The 17,100-nt window shown below is 54.0% G+C and carries 15 protein-coding genes; 2 read left to right on the top strand and 13 right to left on the bottom strand.

Features of this window, described 5'->3' with window-relative positions:
* Window positions 1-14 precede the first annotated feature (14 nt).
* The gene (locus NSU01_RS03370) at window positions 15-1,340 is read left to right on the top strand and encodes a glutamate-1-semialdehyde 2,1-aminomutase (protein WP_076246282.1); all 1,326 of its coding nucleotides are present in this window, start codon (window positions 15-17) and stop codon (window positions 1,338-1,340) included.
* Window positions 1,341-1,412: 72 nt separating this feature from the next.
* Here the strand turns inward: NSU01_RS03370 and NSU01_RS03365 are convergent, their stop codons facing one another.
* From NSU01_RS03365 to NSU01_RS03320, 10 genes are all read right to left on the bottom strand, one after another.
* The gene (locus tag NSU01_RS03365; RefSeq protein ID WP_076246279.1) at window positions 1,413-2,030 is read right to left on the bottom strand and encodes a hypothetical protein; all 618 of its coding nucleotides are present in this window, start codon (window positions 2,028-2,030) and stop codon (window positions 1,413-1,415) included.
* A gap of 32 nt (window positions 2,031-2,062) precedes the next feature.
* On the bottom strand, window positions 2,063-2,314 hold the full coding sequence (locus NSU01_RS03360) for a hypothetical protein (RefSeq protein ID WP_076246277.1): 252 nt from the start codon (window positions 2,312-2,314) through the stop codon (window positions 2,063-2,065).
* Window positions 2,314-2,880 (bottom strand): peptide deformylase, encoded by a 567-nt coding sequence (def, locus tag NSU01_RS03355; RefSeq protein ID WP_042140716.1) that lies wholly within the window; start codon window positions 2,878-2,880, stop codon window positions 2,314-2,316. Before def ends, NSU01_RS03360 begins: the two co-directional genes overlap by 1 nt.
* A 105-nt stretch (window positions 2,881-2,985) precedes the next feature.
* Window positions 2,986-4,278, bottom strand: coding sequence for a stalk domain-containing protein (locus tag NSU01_RS03350; protein WP_076246275.1), 1,293 nt, complete (start codon window positions 4,276-4,278; stop codon window positions 2,986-2,988).
* 106 nt (window positions 4,279-4,384) lie between these two features.
* Window positions 4,385-4,675: a hypothetical protein gene (locus tag NSU01_RS03345; protein ID WP_042133348.1), complete on the bottom strand. Its 291-nt coding sequence runs from the start codon at window positions 4,673-4,675 to the stop codon at window positions 4,385-4,387.
* Window positions 4,676-4,690: 15 nt separating this feature from the next.
* Window positions 4,691-5,578, bottom strand: a complete 888-nt coding sequence (locus NSU01_RS03340) for an inositol monophosphatase family protein (RefSeq protein WP_076246272.1) — start codon at window positions 5,576-5,578, stop codon at window positions 4,691-4,693.
* 165 nt (window positions 5,579-5,743) lie between these two features.
* Window positions 5,744-6,751 (bottom strand): UV DNA damage repair endonuclease UvsE, encoded by a 1,008-nt coding sequence (uvsE, locus tag NSU01_RS03335; protein WP_076246268.1) that lies wholly within the window; start codon window positions 6,749-6,751, stop codon window positions 5,744-5,746.
* A complete protein-coding gene (locus NSU01_RS03330) occupies window positions 6,748-7,065 on the bottom strand; it encodes a hypothetical protein (RefSeq protein WP_039308646.1) in 318 nt (105 codons plus the stop codon). Before NSU01_RS03330 ends, uvsE begins: the two co-directional genes overlap by 4 nt.
* Window positions 7,066-7,112: 47 nt before the next feature.
* Window positions 7,113-8,204: a D-alanine--D-alanine ligase gene (locus tag NSU01_RS03325; protein WP_042133340.1), complete on the bottom strand. Its 1,092-nt coding sequence runs from the start codon at window positions 8,202-8,204 to the stop codon at window positions 7,113-7,115.
* Between the two features lie 19 nt (window positions 8,205-8,223).
* Window positions 8,224-9,252: an amidase domain-containing protein gene (locus tag NSU01_RS03320; protein ID WP_039308652.1), complete on the bottom strand. Its 1,029-nt coding sequence runs from the start codon at window positions 9,250-9,252 to the stop codon at window positions 8,224-8,226.
* A 444-nt stretch (window positions 9,253-9,696) separates the two neighbouring features.
* Between NSU01_RS03320 and acnA the strand changes: the two genes are divergently transcribed.
* Window positions 9,697-12,441, top strand: coding sequence for an aconitate hydratase AcnA (gene acnA / locus NSU01_RS03315; protein ID WP_042133336.1), 2,745 nt, complete (start codon window positions 9,697-9,699; stop codon window positions 12,439-12,441).
* A 115-nt stretch (window positions 12,442-12,556) separates the two neighbouring features.
* On the opposite strand, the gene NSU01_RS03310 is transcribed toward acnA, so the two are convergent.
* From NSU01_RS03310 to NSU01_RS03300, 3 genes are all read right to left on the bottom strand, one after another.
* Complete coding sequence (locus NSU01_RS03310; RefSeq protein ID WP_076246265.1) at window positions 12,557-13,591, bottom strand: ABC transporter substrate-binding protein; 1,035 nt, start codon at window positions 13,589-13,591, stop codon at window positions 12,557-12,559.
* Between the two features lie 198 nt (window positions 13,592-13,789).
* On the bottom strand, window positions 13,790-16,006 hold the full coding sequence (locus tag NSU01_RS03305) for a LuxR family transcriptional regulator (RefSeq protein ID WP_076246263.1): 2,217 nt from the start codon (window positions 16,004-16,006) through the stop codon (window positions 13,790-13,792).
* Window positions 16,007-16,174: 168 nt separating this feature from the next.
* Entirely contained in the window at window positions 16,175-16,924 is a 750-nt protein-coding gene (locus NSU01_RS03300; RefSeq protein ID WP_042133334.1) for an IclR family transcriptional regulator, read from the bottom strand.
* Between the last annotated feature and the right edge of the window lie 176 nt (window positions 16,925-17,100).

Below are 17,100 nucleotides of genomic sequence, written 5' to 3'. Positions count from 1 at the left end.
AAGGATGTTATTCCATGAACCGCAGCACATCAGAACATTTATACCAGGAAGCTCTGCAGCATATCGTCGGAGGCGTCAACAGCCCCTCCCGTTCCTTCAAGGCCGTAGGCGGCGGCGCTCCCGTATTCATGAAACGCGCCGGAGGCTCCCGCTTCTGGGACGAGGACGGCAATGAATATATTGATTATCTGGCCGCCTATGGCCCGATCATTACCGGACATGCCCACCCGCATATCACCGCTGCCATTACAGAGGCTGCACAGAATGGACTGCTCTATGGCACGCCAACCCAGCTTGAAATCAGGCTGGCCAAAATGCTGAAGGAAGCTATCCCCTCCATGGACAAGGTACGTTTCGTCAACTCTGGTACAGAAGCCGTTATGACGACCATCCGCGTGGCCCGTGCCTACACGAAGCGCAGCAAGATCATCAAGTTCGCCGGCTGTTACCATGGCCACTCCGACCTGGTGCTTGTAGCTGCAGGCTCTGGACCGTCTACGCTGGGCATCCCGGACAGTGCAGGCGTTCCGGCCAGCATCGCCCAGGAAGTCATCACTGTACCCTTCAATGATCTGGACGGGCTACGCGCGGCGCTTAAGCAGTGGGGCGAAGATGTGGCTGCCGTTATGGTCGAGCCGATTGTCGGCAACTTCGGCATGGTCATGCCGCATCCCGGTTTCCTCGAAGGCCTGTGCAAGCTGACGCATGAGAACGGCTCGCTTGTCATTTATGATGAGGTCATCACCGCTTTCCGTTTCCATTACGGCTCCACCCAGACCTATGCAGGTCTTGCGGGCCATGAGGATATCATTCCCGATCTGACTGCACTGGGCAAAATCATCGGCGGCGGGCTGCCTATCGGCGCTTACGGCGGACGTAAGCATGTCATGGAGCAGGTCGCTCCGCTGGGTCCGGCATATCAGGCCGGAACGATGGCTGGTAACCCAGCCTCGATCTCGGCAGGGATTGCCTGCCTTGAGGTGCTGAGTGCCGAGGGTGTGTATGACGAGATGGAACGGCTCGCTATCCGCCTGACTGAAGGGCTGCAGGAATCTGCCGGACGGCACGGCATTCCACTGACCATCAACCGGATACGCGGTGCATTCTCTACGCATTTCTGCAATCATCCGATTACCAATTACGATGAAGCGCAGGATACCGACGGTGAAATGTTCGCCAGCTTCTTCCGCCATATGCTGAACCGCGGCATTAATCTGGCGCCTTCCAAATATGAAGCGTGGTTCCTGACCACTGCCCATACGGACGCCGACATCGATATTACGCTGGAGGCAGCAGAGGCCTCGTTCGCGGCTATGGCAGCGGAGCAGCAACAGCATTAATATACTCTAGATAAAGAGGCTGGCCCCAAAGGGGCCAGCCTCTTTTCACACCCAATATACCGTGCAGGTTCCTTAGAAATCAATCTGCTTGTCCAGAGTGACTTCCTTATGGCGCGGACGTCTAAGTCCTCTGCCGTCAGGGACCAGTGAGAATTCAATGGAATCCAGCGCTTCCGGCAGCGGGGGCCAAATTAGAAACCGCATCTCTACCTGGGCACCGCCGCCCCGGCCACCATGCATCTGCACCTCATATTCAGCCTCTCCCAAAATTGCGAGTGTAAGAGGGGCTTCGATGCTGACGCTTTCTACGGCCGCTGTCAGGCACTTGATCTCGACCGAGAGAATACTCAGGTTCTCATACTGCATGGAATGAGTAAGAGCATATTCGAAATCCCCATCCCGTGTTGTCTTCATGATCGGAAGCACTCCGCGCAATTCACCCGGCTCTTCCCAAAAGTGGCGTCTGGGCACCGATTCATTCAAGCTGCCCAGTACAAGCGATATTTCCGAAAGCTCCAGCCCCAGTTCAGCAGACCATTGCTGTATCATCTCCGGATCCGGAAACAGCTGTTTCCCTTCCGCGACCGACTTCCTCTGCTGTACTAATCTTAGAATCTGCTCATCAATCTGCTTCGCTTCATCGTTGTATACATTCTGCAAGCCTCTTATGGCTATTCTGTTCCACTCCAAACCGCTTCACTCCCGATTTCAGATTGAAATGATCAGCTCCCGCCGCTCTTGCGCTGTCCATACATGAACAGCGCAGCAACCGCGAGCGGGGTCACCAGCCTTACTGCGAGCGGCATACTGCCTCCCGCAATAGCGACAACCACATAACTTACAACGATGGCCGCTTCCGCCATGATGTGCTTGTGGAATATACCTTTTCTAATCCTGTAGACAAAAACCAGCGCAATGACAAGTGCCAATCCTATATATAGAAGGGTTAGCGGCAATCCTTGAATATCCATCATTACCCCTTGCTCTTCTGTTCATACAGGCTGCGGATTTCCACATCCTGCGGAAGCTTGAACGGATTCTGCTGATTGATCCGGTCATAGAACATGATCCCGTCCAGATGATCCATCTCATGCTGAATCACGATCGCCTGATAACCCTTGAATTTCTGGGTAATTACCTGACCGTTCAGATCAAATCCCCGAACCTTCACCGTCTCATACCGCGGCACAAAGCCGTGTACAGGCCGGTCCACGGACAGGCAGCCTTCGCTCTCCGGTAAATACACCATCGCCAGAGAATGGCTGATGATCTTGGGGTTCACCCAGGTATACTCTACATTCTTGCCGTTATCGTCCTTCAGGCACATCACGAACATCCGCTTCTTCAGCCCCACCTGATTGGCGGATAAGCCTACCCCTGAACGGAGCTTATGTTTGGCAGACATTTCGGCATCCTGGCTGTTCTTCAGGAACTGCATCATACACTTCAGCGCCTCGCGGTCTTCCTCCTGCAACGGCAGCTGCACGGGTTCTGCTACCGCACGGAGTACGGGATCCCCTTCACGCACGATATCATCCATCGTGATTATATATCCGGCATTATATTTTGTACTAGACAACTGCGTTCATCCACCTTTGCCTTACGGGCCTGATTTTATTATGCAATATTGATATATTATGCTGGATTATGGATTAATGAAAGCTGTCCGCAGCTTGCTGCTGTAATTCACATCGAAGCCAAGCCCGGCAGCGAGCGCGGCGAGCGGCAGGTACGTTTTATCCTCTTTGCCGACCTTTTGCAGGAATGCCGGGGTATCAATCGCTACATCCGTTCCGTTCACCTTAATCGTCTTCGAGCCAATCGTAATTACCACGGTTCTTCCGCCGTAAATAATCGTCGCGCTGGATGTTTTGTTATCCCATTTACCAGTTGCGCCTACCGCATTCAGAATGTCCTTCAGCGCCAGGAAATTCTGTCCATTCTTCAGAATGGGCTTATTGGGAGTGTTAAGCGTGGTCCCATTCACTACAATTGACATCGGTGCGGAGGCAGAAGTCATCACTGCAGCTGCCGGAGTAAGGTATTCCCCCCACTGCAGCTCTGCGAACACCGTGGCGATCCGTTCATAGCCCAGCTGCGTCGGATGGAAGTCTGCCGCTCCAGCCCCGATAATATGGGTGAGCGATCCCTCTACACCGGCAAACTTGGCGGCTACATGGGCTACCTTTACAGGTGCTCCCGCCTGGTTCAGGGTAGCTGCAATATTCTCGGCGGCTACTGTAAACTGTGCAGCGGCACTCATCAGCTTGTCATACGAAGCACCCAGGGCAATTCTGGGAGCAGGCTGATATTGATCGGCCAGCAGAATCGTTGCCAGGGGATTCACGGCCCGGATATTGTCCAGTGCCGATTTCACATTGCTGCTGTACGCCGCGAGGCGTTCCGCAAGCTGGGCTGTGAAGTCAGCCTCCGTTAGTGTCTTAACATTCAGAAACAGACTGCTGACATCATTGCCGCCTATAGTGAGCGTAATCAAATCCGCTGCAGCAAGCTCCGTTCTAATCTGCGGCGTCATAGCGGCAAACTGGGCGATGCGCGGATCAGGCAGCCCCGGCTGGATTGCCTCTGCCGTAGTTGCGATGCCGTCTTTGATGGATGCGGTATACTGAAGCAATCCGGATGTCTTCAGACCTAATATACCGTAATTGCTTAACGTGCTTCTGCCATGATACCAGCCCTGCTCCAGTAATCTCTCGGCATATCCGTACGGCTTCACACTGGAATCAGTCATCCCCGGCTCATATCCGGCAGTAATGGAATCTCCAAGTGCCACGATGCGAAAGACATCCTGCTCCGGGGCCGTCGTAACGGCTGCTGCAGCGGCACCGGCAGGGCCTGCATGCACATTAATTAATACAGCGAACAGCAGCAGCCCGCTAGTTCCGGCTGATATGAATCTTCTCCATGTCTTCAGCATCGTATTCCCCCTAAATTAGTATAATTCCATTCTAACACCCAGCCACGCTGCGCAAAAGAGCGGTTTCCCGATTGTTCGGAAAACCGCTCCTGAGGCTTGCTGCGGCTTACTGCTCTCCGCTGCCGGATTCTGTAGAATTCTTATGGCCGCCCGCGCTAGACGGGCCGCTGATTTGTTCAGAACGCTGCACATATTTATCATACCGGCTGTCCAATTCGTAAGCGATTTTGCGGTATCGGCGCGTTTCTTCAACTATAGGATCAAGCGTAGTCTGTATCCGGATCTCATACTTGGGCGAAATCTGGCGGATTTCCTTGGCCTGCCGGTCATCCGGCTCCATCTCGCCATCTTCCAAAAGCTCACTCAGTCTGCGCTCCAGATCATCATTGTCACTCATGGCAATGCCGCCTCCTTACTGCTTCTTGAATCCCGTGGCATCAGCTGCCTGCAGGGAGTTCACCAGATAATCATGTATCCGTCCATTACTCGCCACCACATGGCGTGTACTGATATCGTAGGGATTGCCCTGGGTATCAGTGACTTTCCCGCCGGATTCCAGCACCAGCAGCACGCCTGCCGCACAGTCCCACGGACTCAGGCCCACTTCCCAGTAGCCGTCCACCCGGCCTGCCGCAACATATGCCAGGTGCAGCGCTGCCGAGCCACCGGCGCGAACGCCGCGCACCTGCGGCAGAATCTGCTGCAGTCCGGCCATATTGGCAGGCTGGGCGAATACCCGGTCCGGCGGAAAGCCCATGGCAATCAGACTGCTTCCAGGCTCCGTCTCCGCTGACACGGCGGTAGGAATCCCGTGCATATACGCACCCTTGCCCTTCTCGGCAACGAACATTTCGTCACGGATCGGATCATAAATAACACCGACTGTCAGCTCCCCCTTAACGACGAGGGCTATTGAGACACAGTAGAAAGGAAAGCCGTGTACGAAATTGGTAGTCCCGTCAATGGGATCAACGATCCACAAATACTCATGCTCCCGCGCTTCATCCAGGGCGGCAGTCAGCGCGTCCGCTCCCGGCTGAATGCCTTCCTCCCCAAGGATGGCATGGTCGGGATAATGGGTCAGGATCAGCCGGCGGATCATTTGCTCCACACCTTTATCGACCTCTGTAACCAGATCCTGGGCGGATGTCTTGCTGCCCAGCTCCTTCACCTGGCCTTGTCTGCTCTTGATCCATTCCCCCGCTTTGGCTGCAGCATTAATTGCCGCCGCCGTATGTCCCTTGCTTGTAACTACATAGGGTTCCCGTTCATTTCGGTTATCAGGACTTACAGGACTCATCTCTTCACTCCGCTTTCTTTGAGCATGATCGTTCTCCCATGGAACGCTGTTACGCGCAGGACGTCAAATTGCTGCTCAACTTTCATTCAACGTACCCTATTTCCGCCCACTTATCAAGTTAATACTGGCACCGTAATAAGGCCTAATCCCCTTGTTTGTTGCCTGTTATGCTTGTATATTCACGCTGGCTCCGTTTAGTACCGTAATTCCGTTCCCGCCCTGTGCAAGCTCCTTCATGGCCTCCATCAGGCCAAACAAGGCTCCGTCCTTGAGCTTCGCTTCGATCATGACATCCACTGCCGGGGTATCTGCGGCGATCCGCTTCAGAAAAGCAAACAGCGGAGCCGGCTCCACACCGTCGGCATGGCTCCGCGGATCGGACGGGCTGCGCGGGCTGGAGACATGAATCTTCGGTGGCAGTACTTCCCCGGGCAGGACATCCTTCCGGGCCAGACTGCTTGTCCATGTCTTCTGGATCTCCGGCCACAGCTCCCAGGGAAGCTCGCCTTCGTTGTTGACCCATTGATGATGGATATCCAGCACCATCGGCAGTCCGAGGCTCCGGCTAACCTCCAGTGTCTCCACCGCATTGAACGTCTTGTCGTCATTCTCCAGCGTCATCCGTTCCCGGAGTGCAAGCGGAAGCGCGGAGCATTGCTCACAGAAACGCGCCGCAGACAGAGGCTTGTCCCCATAAGCACCGCCAATGTGGATATTGCTCTTGGCGGTTGCCGGCAGCCCCATGGCCTCAAGCATATCGGCATGATGCTGCAGGTCGCGGATCGAGCTTGCGAGCACCTCGGGACGCGGAGTGCTCAGAACCGTGAAATGGTCCGGATGAAAGCTGACCCGCATGCCGTGCTTCTTCACATAAGTGCCCACCTCAGCGAACTCCTCCGCCAGTGCGGACAGCGGATGCCAATCCGCCAGATCAGGATGGGTCGCCAGCGGAATCAGCTTGGAGGTCAGGCGGTAGACCATAATATCCGAGCCTGCATTATGCTTCAGCAGGCGGAGTGTATTATGCAGATTGATCCGTGCGATTGATTCCAGCTTACGCAATCCGGCTTCCCGGTCGCCCAGCTTGTTAAAGCTTGCCATAGTCATTGTCTTAGAGGGTGAGCAGTCCGGGATGACAGTAGACATGGCGACATAGCCGAAGCGGACAATCATCCTTCTTCTCCGAAGAACATTTCGTAGGCAAGGGCCGTCTGTACCCGCGACTCTTCCTCATTCAGCTTGCGTACCAGATCCATCTCCACAGCTGTAACCTCATTGCCCTGGAAGTTGATTTCAGCAATGGAAGCAGAAATTTTGACGATCGCTACAGCAACATTCTCCGGATTGTAGGCGATGACCTTCTGGCCGGTCGGGTATACACGGAAGCCCTGCTTCACCATTTTGGTTCGTCCGTACTCCAGCAGCTCATATAGCTCCTGTTCATTCTTGAATTTGCACACTGAATTGAATTCTGATTGAAACCCCATGCTTCTCTCTCCTTCCCGGCCGGAATGCTCCCGCCGATCACCATATGTTATTCGTTATCGTACTTAAGCCCTTGTCTGAACTGGTACCGCTCCAGCGCCAGCCCGATCATCCGGTCCAGCAGCACCTGGTAGGATACGCCGGTCTCGCGCCACAGCAGAGGATACATGCTGAACGGGGTGAAGCCGGGCATTGTATTCACTTCATTAATGAGAATTTTGCCGTCAGACTTCCGCAGGAAGAAATCAGCCCGGGTAATGCCGCTGCCCTCAATGGCCTTGAAAGCCAGCAGTGCCGATTCGCGCAGGCGGTCTGCCACCTCGGGATCGACAGGTGCCGGGATCAGCATCTGCGATTTGCCGTCCGTGTATTTGGCCGCATAATCATAATATTCGCCGGAAGAGACGATTTCACCCGGAACTGAGGCTTCTGGCTCTTCATTGCCAAGTACGGCAACTTCTACCTCACGGGCATCGATGAATTCCTCGATGATGACCTTGGTATCATAACGGAAGGCGTAATCAACAGCCTTGATCAGACTTTCTTTGTCGGCTGCTTTGGAGATGCCTACGCTGGAGCCAAGGTTGGCCGGTTTCACGAATACCGGATACCCCAGCTTATCCTCTACACCAACGATCAGCTCATGGCTTTTGCTTTTCCAGTTAGCAGCATTGAAATAACAATATTCACATTGCTCGAGCCCTGCCTCGCCGAACAGCTTCTTCATGACAACCTTATCCATACCTGCCGATGAAGCCAGCACACCTGCGCCAATGTACGGAATATTCGCCATTTCGAACAGCCCCTGGATGGTACCGTCTTCCCCGTTCGTACCATGCAGCAGCGGGAACATCACATCCACAATGGAATCTCCGCCGCTGAGACCGCTGAATAACGCATTCAGGGCCATCCCCATATCACCGGAAGCTCCGGACAGCTTAAGCTCTTCAATTCCGCTGAATGGAGCCTCCAGGGCTGCCCCTACCTTCCACACTCCCTGTTTGGAAATGTAGAATGGAATAATTTCATATTTATCGTAGTCAAAAGCGTTCATAACCGCATAAGCCGTCTGGAGCGATACCTCATGCTCTCCGGATTTGCCGCCGTACACTAGTCCTACGGTCAATTTAGCGTTCCCCATGCCCTAACCTCTTTCTGAATTATAAGTAGTCATTAATATGAAAAAAACGGTAGGCCGTGCGGTCCGTCCAGGCGTAGGAATCCTTGTAATCCCAGAAGCGGTGGCGGCTGCTCACCGTCCGGGCGTTCACCAGCGGCATGCCTCCCGCATCAAAGGCGGTAACAATCGTGCTGTGCTGGTAATGTCCGTTGCCGTCCCAGTCGTATTGGATCACATCGCCTAACATCAGCTGCTCCGGCCGCTCGACAACTTCAGCGCGCAGACCGCTGCTGCGGCTGCCGCTCAAATAACGCTGCAGGCTGTCTGAAACCGCCCAGCTGAAGCTCCACCATTCCTGTGCCCCGTTGTAGCCCTTGTACCACCAGCCCGTTTCTCTTTTACCAGTATAGTTGATAGGTGCTCCCCCTGCAAAGAGACATTGGGAGACATAATTGGTGCAGTCCACCTCGAAAATCTCGAACTCCGGATTGCCGTCCTTCCACCAGCGGTCGGCATACGCCGCCGCCTCTTCGCGGCGGTAGCGGACCTCTCTTGCGCCGCTCACTCCGCGCAGGACCCTGCGGTTCAGCAGCGGCTGGGATGGCCGCGGTGAAGGCAGCACCTCCCCCCACTGCGACAGCCGCAAGGCAGGCTCAGTCTCCACCACTTTGCGCACAGCATTCCGCTCGGGAACACTGCGCTCCACGTTGATTATCTCCCAGTCTCCACCTTTCCGCACAAAGGTCAGCCGCTCGGACTCAATCACATCCTCGCGGTGAGTCATTCCGCCCTTCTCATAATAGAATGCGCTGTGCAGCGCCACATCGGCGACCACCTCGGCGGGATTCTGCCGCACGGTACGCAGTGTCCTGACGCCTGTTTCCCCGCGCAGCGGAGTGATCCCCCGCTGGCTGTACCACTGCGCAATACGGCGGAAGCGTGTACGCTGTTCGTCCAGGAACCGCGGATCCTTGATTGTGGTTTGGCGCGGTTCAATTCCAGGTGCAACCCGCCCCTTGTTCAGCTGATCCACATAGACATAGAGACTTTTCTTCCACTGCTGCTCCATTCATTCTCCGCCCTTTCGTTCAAATATAAGAATTTATAGGCTCTGGCACTATAAATAATCCTTCTATTTCCCGCTGAAACTGTGCCGTCCTTTTGAAGGGCGGCATAGCCGTTCCCCTTCCCGTTTTGGCTGCTGTCCTATGTAGTCCTATGTATATGAAGGATTGCCTGCCGCTATACAGGACAGGAACGATTTAACTACATTTGAATCCGGGAAACCATCCGCTCCAGGCATGGCTGGAAATAGGCGGAAACGGCTTTGCAGCATGAAGCATATAAATTTCTGGATAAACGGCATTTTCGCTCCATTTAGCGCAGTTTCAACCTCTTACAAACCTTCCATGAAGAAGGAAAAAAAACTTTACTCCCCTCTTTGCAACCGTTATACTTAAAGTATAGGAAATATGAAATGTAGTTTCACCAGATGAAACGAGGAGGCGCATATATGCCAAGCAAGGACCATTTCTCACTGGCTAAGAACCTGGAATCAGGCGGCAAAACTTATCGCTACTATCATTTGAACTCGCTGGAAGAACAAGGCGCGGGCGACATTTCATCCCTGCCATTCTCCATTAAGGTATTACTTGAAGCTGCTGTCCGCCAGTATGACGGACGGGCAATTACAGAAGAGCATGTGAAGCAGCTGGCCGGCTGGTCCGGCGGCATTGACCGTAATAAAGAAATCCCTTTCATTCCGGCCCGGATTGTATTGCAGGACTTCACCGGCGTACCGGTAGTCGTTGATCTTGCCGCAATGCGCGACACCGTCAAGAAAGCCGGCGGCGACCCTAAGAAGATTAATCCGCTTGTGCCGGTTGACCTGGTTATTGACCACTCGGTTATGGTCGATGCCTTCGGAACTGCCGACGCACTGGAATATAATATGAACGTTGAATTCGAGCGCAACGAGGAACGTTACCGCTTCCTGCGCTGGGCGCAGACTGCCTTTAACAACTTCCGCGCAGTTCCCCCGGCAACAGGGATTGTGCATCAGGTTAACCTGGAGTATCTGGCTTCTGTAGCCACTACCAAGACTATTGACGGCGAAACGGTCGTATACCCAGATTCCCTGGTCGGAACCGACTCCCACACCACAATGATTAACGGCCTTGGCGTGGTCGGCTGGGGTGTAGGCGGGATTGAAGCGGAAGCAGGCATGCTCGGACAGCCGCTTTATTTTGTGACACCGGATGTCGTGGGCTTCAAGCTGACCGGCAGTCTGATGGAAGGCGCCACTGCTACCGACCTGGCCCTGACCGTTACCCAAATGCTGCGCAAGAAAGGCGTAGTCGGCAAATTTGTCGAATTCTACGGTCCTGGTCTGGCTAATATCAGTCTGGCGGACCGCGCGACCGTAGCCAATATGGCACCTGAATATGGGGCTACGATCGGCTTCTTCCCGGTAGACGACGAGACGCTGGCCTATCTGCGCAGCACCGGACGCCCGGATGAGCTGGTTGAGCTGGTAGGCGATTACTATAAAGCGCAGGGGATGTTCCGCACCGCAAGTACGCCGGACCCTCAGTTCAGCGATATCATCGAGCTGGATCTTGCCTCTGTAGTGCCCAGCCTGGCCGGACCGAAACGTCCGCAGGACCGGGTCGAGCTGACCCATATGAAGGAGAACTTTGAAGGCATCATCCGTACACCAATCGATAAGGGCGGCTATGGCCTCAGTGATGAGAAGATTGCCGAAGTCGTGGAAGTGCAGCACAAGAACGGCAGCACCAGCAAGCTCAGCACAGGAGCTGTTGTAATTGCGGCCATTACCAGCTGTACGAATACCTCCAACCCAAGCGTTATGCTGGGAGCGGGACTGCTCGCCAAGAAGGCTGTGGAACGCGGACTGACCAAACCCGGTTATGTCAAAAGCAGCCTGACGCCCGGATCGCTGGTCGTTACGGAATATCTGCAAAAGGCCGATCTCCTGAAGCCGCTGGAAGCGCTGGGCTTCTATCTGGCCGGATACGGCTGCGCCACCTGTATCGGTAACTCCGGCCCGCTGCCGGATGAAGTCAGCCAGGCCATTACAGAACATGATATGACCGTTGCCGCTGTTATATCCGGCAACCGTAATTTCGAGGGCCGCGTACATGCCCAAGTCAAAGCCAACTATCTGGCTTCACCGCCGCTTGTGGTAGCCTATGCGCTCGCTGGTACCGTTAATATTGACCTGAAGACCGAGCCGCTGGGTTACGATCCGCAGGGCGAGCCTGTCTTCCTGGCCGATATCTGGCCTACTACTGCCGAGATTCGCGAAGCTATAGGACTCTCGCTAAGTCCGGAAATGTTCCGCAGCAAATATGAGAATGTCTTCACGGCTAATGAGCGCTGGAATTCCATTCCGGTACCGGAAGGCGAATTGTATGAATGGGATGATAATTCCACTTACATTCAGAATCCGCCATTCTTCGAGCATCTGGCAGACGGTGTAGGCGACATCAAGGATATCCGCAGCTCGCGTGTTCTGGCGCTGCTGGCCGATTCCGTCACCACGGACCATATCTCACCAGCCGGTAATATCTCCACCTCCGGTCCGGCCGGAGAATATCTGCGTAATCATGGCGTAGAACGTGCCGACTTCAACTCCTACGGCTCGCGCCGCGGGAACCATGAAGTGATGATGCGCGGTACCTTCGCCAACATCCGGATCCGCAACGCCGTTGCTCCGGGAACAGAAGGCGGGGTAACCACCTTCCTGCCGAGCGACGAGGTGATGTCGATCTATGACGCATCCATGCTGTATCAGTCGGCCGGTCAGAACCTGATCGTCATTGCCGGCAAGGAATACGGAACCGGCAGCTCGCGTGACTGGGCCGCCAAGGGCACGCTGCTGCTGGGAGTCAAAGCCGTCATCGCCGAGAGCTTCGAGCGGATTCACCGCAGCAATCTCGTCGGCATGGGCGTACTGCCGCTGCAGTTCCAGGAAGGCCATGGCTGGAGCAGTATGGGCCTGACCGGACGTGAGACCTTCGACATTACCGGTCTCGACAACTATGTACTACCCGGTCAGGAGCTGACCGTCACCGCCACACGCGAAGACGGAACCCAGTTCGACTTCCCGGTCATTGCCCGGCTCGACAGCACCGTTGACATCGACTACTACCGTAACGGCGGTATCCTGCAGACGGTGCTCCGCCAGATGCTGGCTGATGCCACAGCTTCGGAAACGGCTCTGCCGGTAGAATAATTGTATACACAGGCTTAAATATCACAAAAGCTGCGCTGGTATCAGATATTGATCTGACACCGGCGCAGCTTTTTATATGCAGATTTGCAGATAGCTTCATTATTTCAATAATGGATTATTTCACGGACAGCAGGCTTGTTGTGATGAAATCCAGCTGTGCCTCCAGGGACACCGGATCATTATACGTGTCTGCATCCGGGTTAAGCTGGAATACGTTGCCTGCTTTGACCGCAGGCAGGCCTGACCAAAGCGGATTGTCATATACAATCTTAGGATCTGTAGTATCCCCTGACCATGGACAAGTGAAGATAATATCACCGGCAAAGTCCGGGAGCTTCTCCAGAGAGATGGAGGCCCAGCCCGTACCGCTGTCAATTGCCTCTTTCTGGGCCTCTGCCGGAGCCTTCAAGCCGAATTCCCCATACAGAATTTCGCCGCCGCGTCCATAGTTATGACCAAATACAAACAATCCCTTGGCGTATGGATTCAGGATCGATACAGTTCTGTCACCCACGGCAGCCTGTACCTGCGGCTTCAGTTCAGCAATCTTCGCTTCCCACTGATCTACCCAGGCTTTGGCTTCATCATTCTTGTTCGTTAGCTTACCGAAGTCCATCATCTGGTCCTTATAGTTCTTGGAGCCGTATTGAATCTGCACCACCGGAGCGATCTCCTTCAGCTTGTCGATGCCTTCCGTGCCGGTGTATACAATAATCAGATCAGGATCTAAGGCAAGGATGTTCTCCGGTGTTACATCATTGCTGAGCGACTCCACGCCATCGAGCATTCCGGCAAGATATGGATTGCCCATTGCCCCCTCCATGGCGCCTACCGGCTTAACGCCTAATGCCAGGAAATAACCCGTGTAGAACGCAGTGGTATCAACGATTCGCTGCGGATTCTTGGGTACTTGAACTTCTCCTACACTGTCTTGGAAAGTGACCATTTCTACATCAGTGGTTGAATCCGTACTGCCAGCTGTTGCAGCAGGAGCCGCCGTAGAAGAGGCCGCAGAAGAAGCTGCGGAGCCATCAGCTGCTGCAGCGGAATTGTTTGCAGAATTATTAGCGGACTGGCCGCAAGCTGCCAGCAGCAGAGCCAGAGCCAAGGTGAAAACGATAAGCACCAGACTTTTATTAGAATGTCGCAAAATAATCCCCCTATGTATGTGATATTGATAATCATTATCAATTAAAATATAACACAGCTCTTTCTCTCTGACAACTTCATTTTGTTAAATTTTAAAATTGTGCACCTGCCCTCCTGCTGCATATAACCGCAAAAAATCCCCTTTCAGCCGAAAGGGGATGGATATCCATATGGAGCAAAGCAGTTAAACCCGGCGTAATCAGATCTCGATGCGCTCAGAGTCGAGTATTCTTTTATAGACCAGAGCAATGATCTGTGAACGGTCCGTTACATTCATTTTGGTGAAAATACGGCTTAGATGATTCTTAACGGTATGCTCGCTGATAAATAAGGCACTGGCAATTTCCTTATTCGTCTTGCCCAGAATGATCAATTCAAGCACTTCCTCTTCACGCGGCGAGATTCCCCATTCTTCCTTAGGTGTCTTCAGTGCAGCGCTGTTCAGCAGCTTGACCGCCGAAACCGTTCTCCTCATTGGCTGCGCATCCGAGCGGCTGCGCAGAAACGATTGAAGGGCTGATTGCGGCTCACTGTCAATCCCCCCGGTAATATAATCATCCGTACTGTAGCGGGAGGGGTCCAGCCATTCCAGCTCCGGTTCCGCAAGCTGATCCCTATCCGCATGTTTGCCGGTATGATGAAGCACAAGTGCCAGCAGCTGTGCGGGCAGGGAAACCGACGGCTTATCCATCTCGAAATAGAAGGAAGCCAATTGATCCACCTGCTTCAGCAGAGCTATCTCTTCCTGATAGAAGCCGTATCCCTGCAGAAAATCAAGTTTGAACGGAGCCAGCAGACAGGCGTTTCTCATCCGTTCCGCTTCCCGCTCCGGCAGACCGGTGTAGCGGGCAAGCTCATGCGCCATTGAAGAGGCTTCCAGCGACAAGCGCTGCAGCTCAGGATTAGTGCTCCTCAGATAATCCCGGGTATGCTGGAGGAATACCCCCGCCTGCTTCACAAGCCTGCTATCCTTCTCGATGAGCCGGATTGCCGTGCTGGCCAGACTGGCCAGGCAGCTGGCGAATGTCAGCCATTCCTCTGCTTCACTGCGGCGTCTGAAGCCTACCGCCAGAATTCCTTTGAATACCTTCTCGGCAATCAGCGGACATTCCAGCAGCACCTGCCCCTCGGCATCCTCGTTGATAATAGCAGAGGAGAGAAAGGCTTGCGGCGAATACCGTTCCTCAATCTCCTGGACATACTGGGCAGCCGCCTCCGGGCTCCAGCCCTTCGCATGATGGCTGCCTCCCGCTGCCTCCTCAAAGTAGACGAGTACAGATGAAGGATAGAACGGCATCCCCATAATGATATCGAGCAGTTGAATGCCCAGCTCCTGCGATGATGTAGTCTGCGGCAGCAGGCACGCGGCCTCTTTAAGCCTCAGTGTAGCATCATTACGCAGGGTTTCGCGCTGCCGCAGCTTCTCCCCCCGTGAGGATAGCCCAAGCAGAGAAGCAACCATCTGGTCCTGCTGGGCATGGTCCTGTAACTGGCGGATTTCACCAAAGCCCACAGCCAACAGCAGCGCTTTTTTGCCGCTGTGAATCTGAACCGGATAACATGACAAATACTCCGGCTGCGTAATTCCGCGCTGGGTGAAGAATAACGACCTCGGATCTTTGGCAACGCCCTGCCAGTGCCGGGGCTCCCTGCCGAGAACAGCTTGTCCCAGAAATCCGTCCCCCTGCTGGAACTCGGCATTCATCAACAGATTCGCTTCTTTGCCGGCGGAATATTTCACCTTATACCTGCCTGCCTCTTCCTCTTTGGCAAAAGCATATAAATCGGCATCCGAGAACCTTCCTGCCATTTGCTGCAAAACATCCTCAATCTTCAGAAAGTCTGTTTCCAGATTGGAGAGCAGCTGTGAAACCACCATGCCGCTTCTCTGCGCCAGGGGTTTGAGTACACCGCCCGCCAGTAATTTAGACAGTATGTTTCCAAGAACGGCCAGTTTGCCCCTGATTATGCCGATACGCTCCCGGCTAAGCTCAGGCATGGCAAGCAGTTCAGTCCGTAACTCATCATAGTGGGGGTGAATCCTCATTTTGGCCTCAAACGCCTGCAGTACAAGCTCCCGGGTCCCTTCTTCCATGTATAGGCCCGACCACAAATAATAAGTCTGTCCATACTCGGGAACCAGCGGACTGACCACATACTTTAGCCCTGGAACCCATTCTTCCAATACAGCAGGATGCGATAAGGGGCCCAGTCTGAGCAAAGCCGGCTCGAAAGGGCGCTGCGTCTCCTGCAAAGAACTGAACATTTTCTGATAGAATATTCCGTAAAGCGTTGGACGGGTTATTACATTCCCTGCCTGATCCGTAAGCACAATAGCCTGACTCGTGACAGAACCGAACGTATCCTGGAGCTCTTGAATTTCTCCCATCAGTGAATCGGGTATTACAGCTTTCATCCCATCACCTCATGCTCTGGATTACATTTCATATCTTTTAATAATTGTAACTAATATTTTTTAATAATAGTTCATTTTAACTAGATATACAATGGAACTGACAGGCCTGGTTAGCCTCTATTTACTAAAATTACCCCTTAATCACGGCATATAACGGGCGCCGCCGTTTCAGCCCATCATCAGCCCCATTTCAGCCGCAGCTTCACCCAGAATCACTGCATAGTCCTCCAGCGTCTCCCGCGAAAGCCGGCTGACCGGACCTGAAAGAGAGAGCGCTGCAACCACTCCCCCGGCACGCCCGGTGATAGGCACCGCCACTGCAGCCGCACCCGGTTCGCGTTCCTCGAAGCTGGTAGCATACCCGCAGCGGGTGATTTCCTTGAGCTGCTCCAGATACTGGCTCCGGTCTACAGCTTCCGGCCATGCCGGATCGGCCAGCAGCCGGACCTGCACTTCCGGCGGCGCGTAAGCGGCCAGCACCTTGCTCGATGCGCCTACAGAGAGAGGCAGCCTTGCACCGATCTGTGCCACCCGGCGGATTGCCTGCCGGCTCTGCACGGCCTGGATGCGCACGCGCTCCAGATTGTCGCGCAAATAGAGGCTGACCGTCTCTCCCAGACGGTCACGCAGCCGTTCCATCGCCGGCAGCAGCAGTACCGCCGGTTCATTCAGGGTCGGCAAATGCGTAGACAGCTCCCAGATGCGAATCCCGAGCCGGTATTTCTCCGTGCCCTCATCGCGCTGCAGGAAGCCCTTCTCCTCAAGCGTAGTCAGCAGGCGGTGCACCGTACTTTTATGCAGGCCAATCTTGGCGGAAATCTCCGTCAGACTGAGGTCATAATCATTATCCTGAGTGAAGCAGAGCAATATATCCAGCGCACGTTCCACGGCGCGTACAGTCAGTTTCCGGTCTTCCACCCTGTTCTCCCCCTCATGTGTTTCACCTCTTGAAACCCGGTTACATTATTCTTCAGATACATTCTATCTTAGTGCAAAGGTCCGAAAAAAGTCCAGCATATTCACTGTACGGTAAAGACTGGGCCGCAGTTTACAGTTACATTACAAAACCGCTGAATTCATTGACTTTGTAAGGG

Origin of the sequence: Paenibacillus sp. FSL H8-0259 (assembly GCF_037963255.1) — a bacterium.
Lineage (GTDB): Bacteria > Bacillota > Bacilli > Paenibacillales > Paenibacillaceae > Paenibacillus_AQ > Paenibacillus_AQ phytohabitans.
This window is presented reverse-complemented; position numbering and strand designations above follow the sequence as displayed.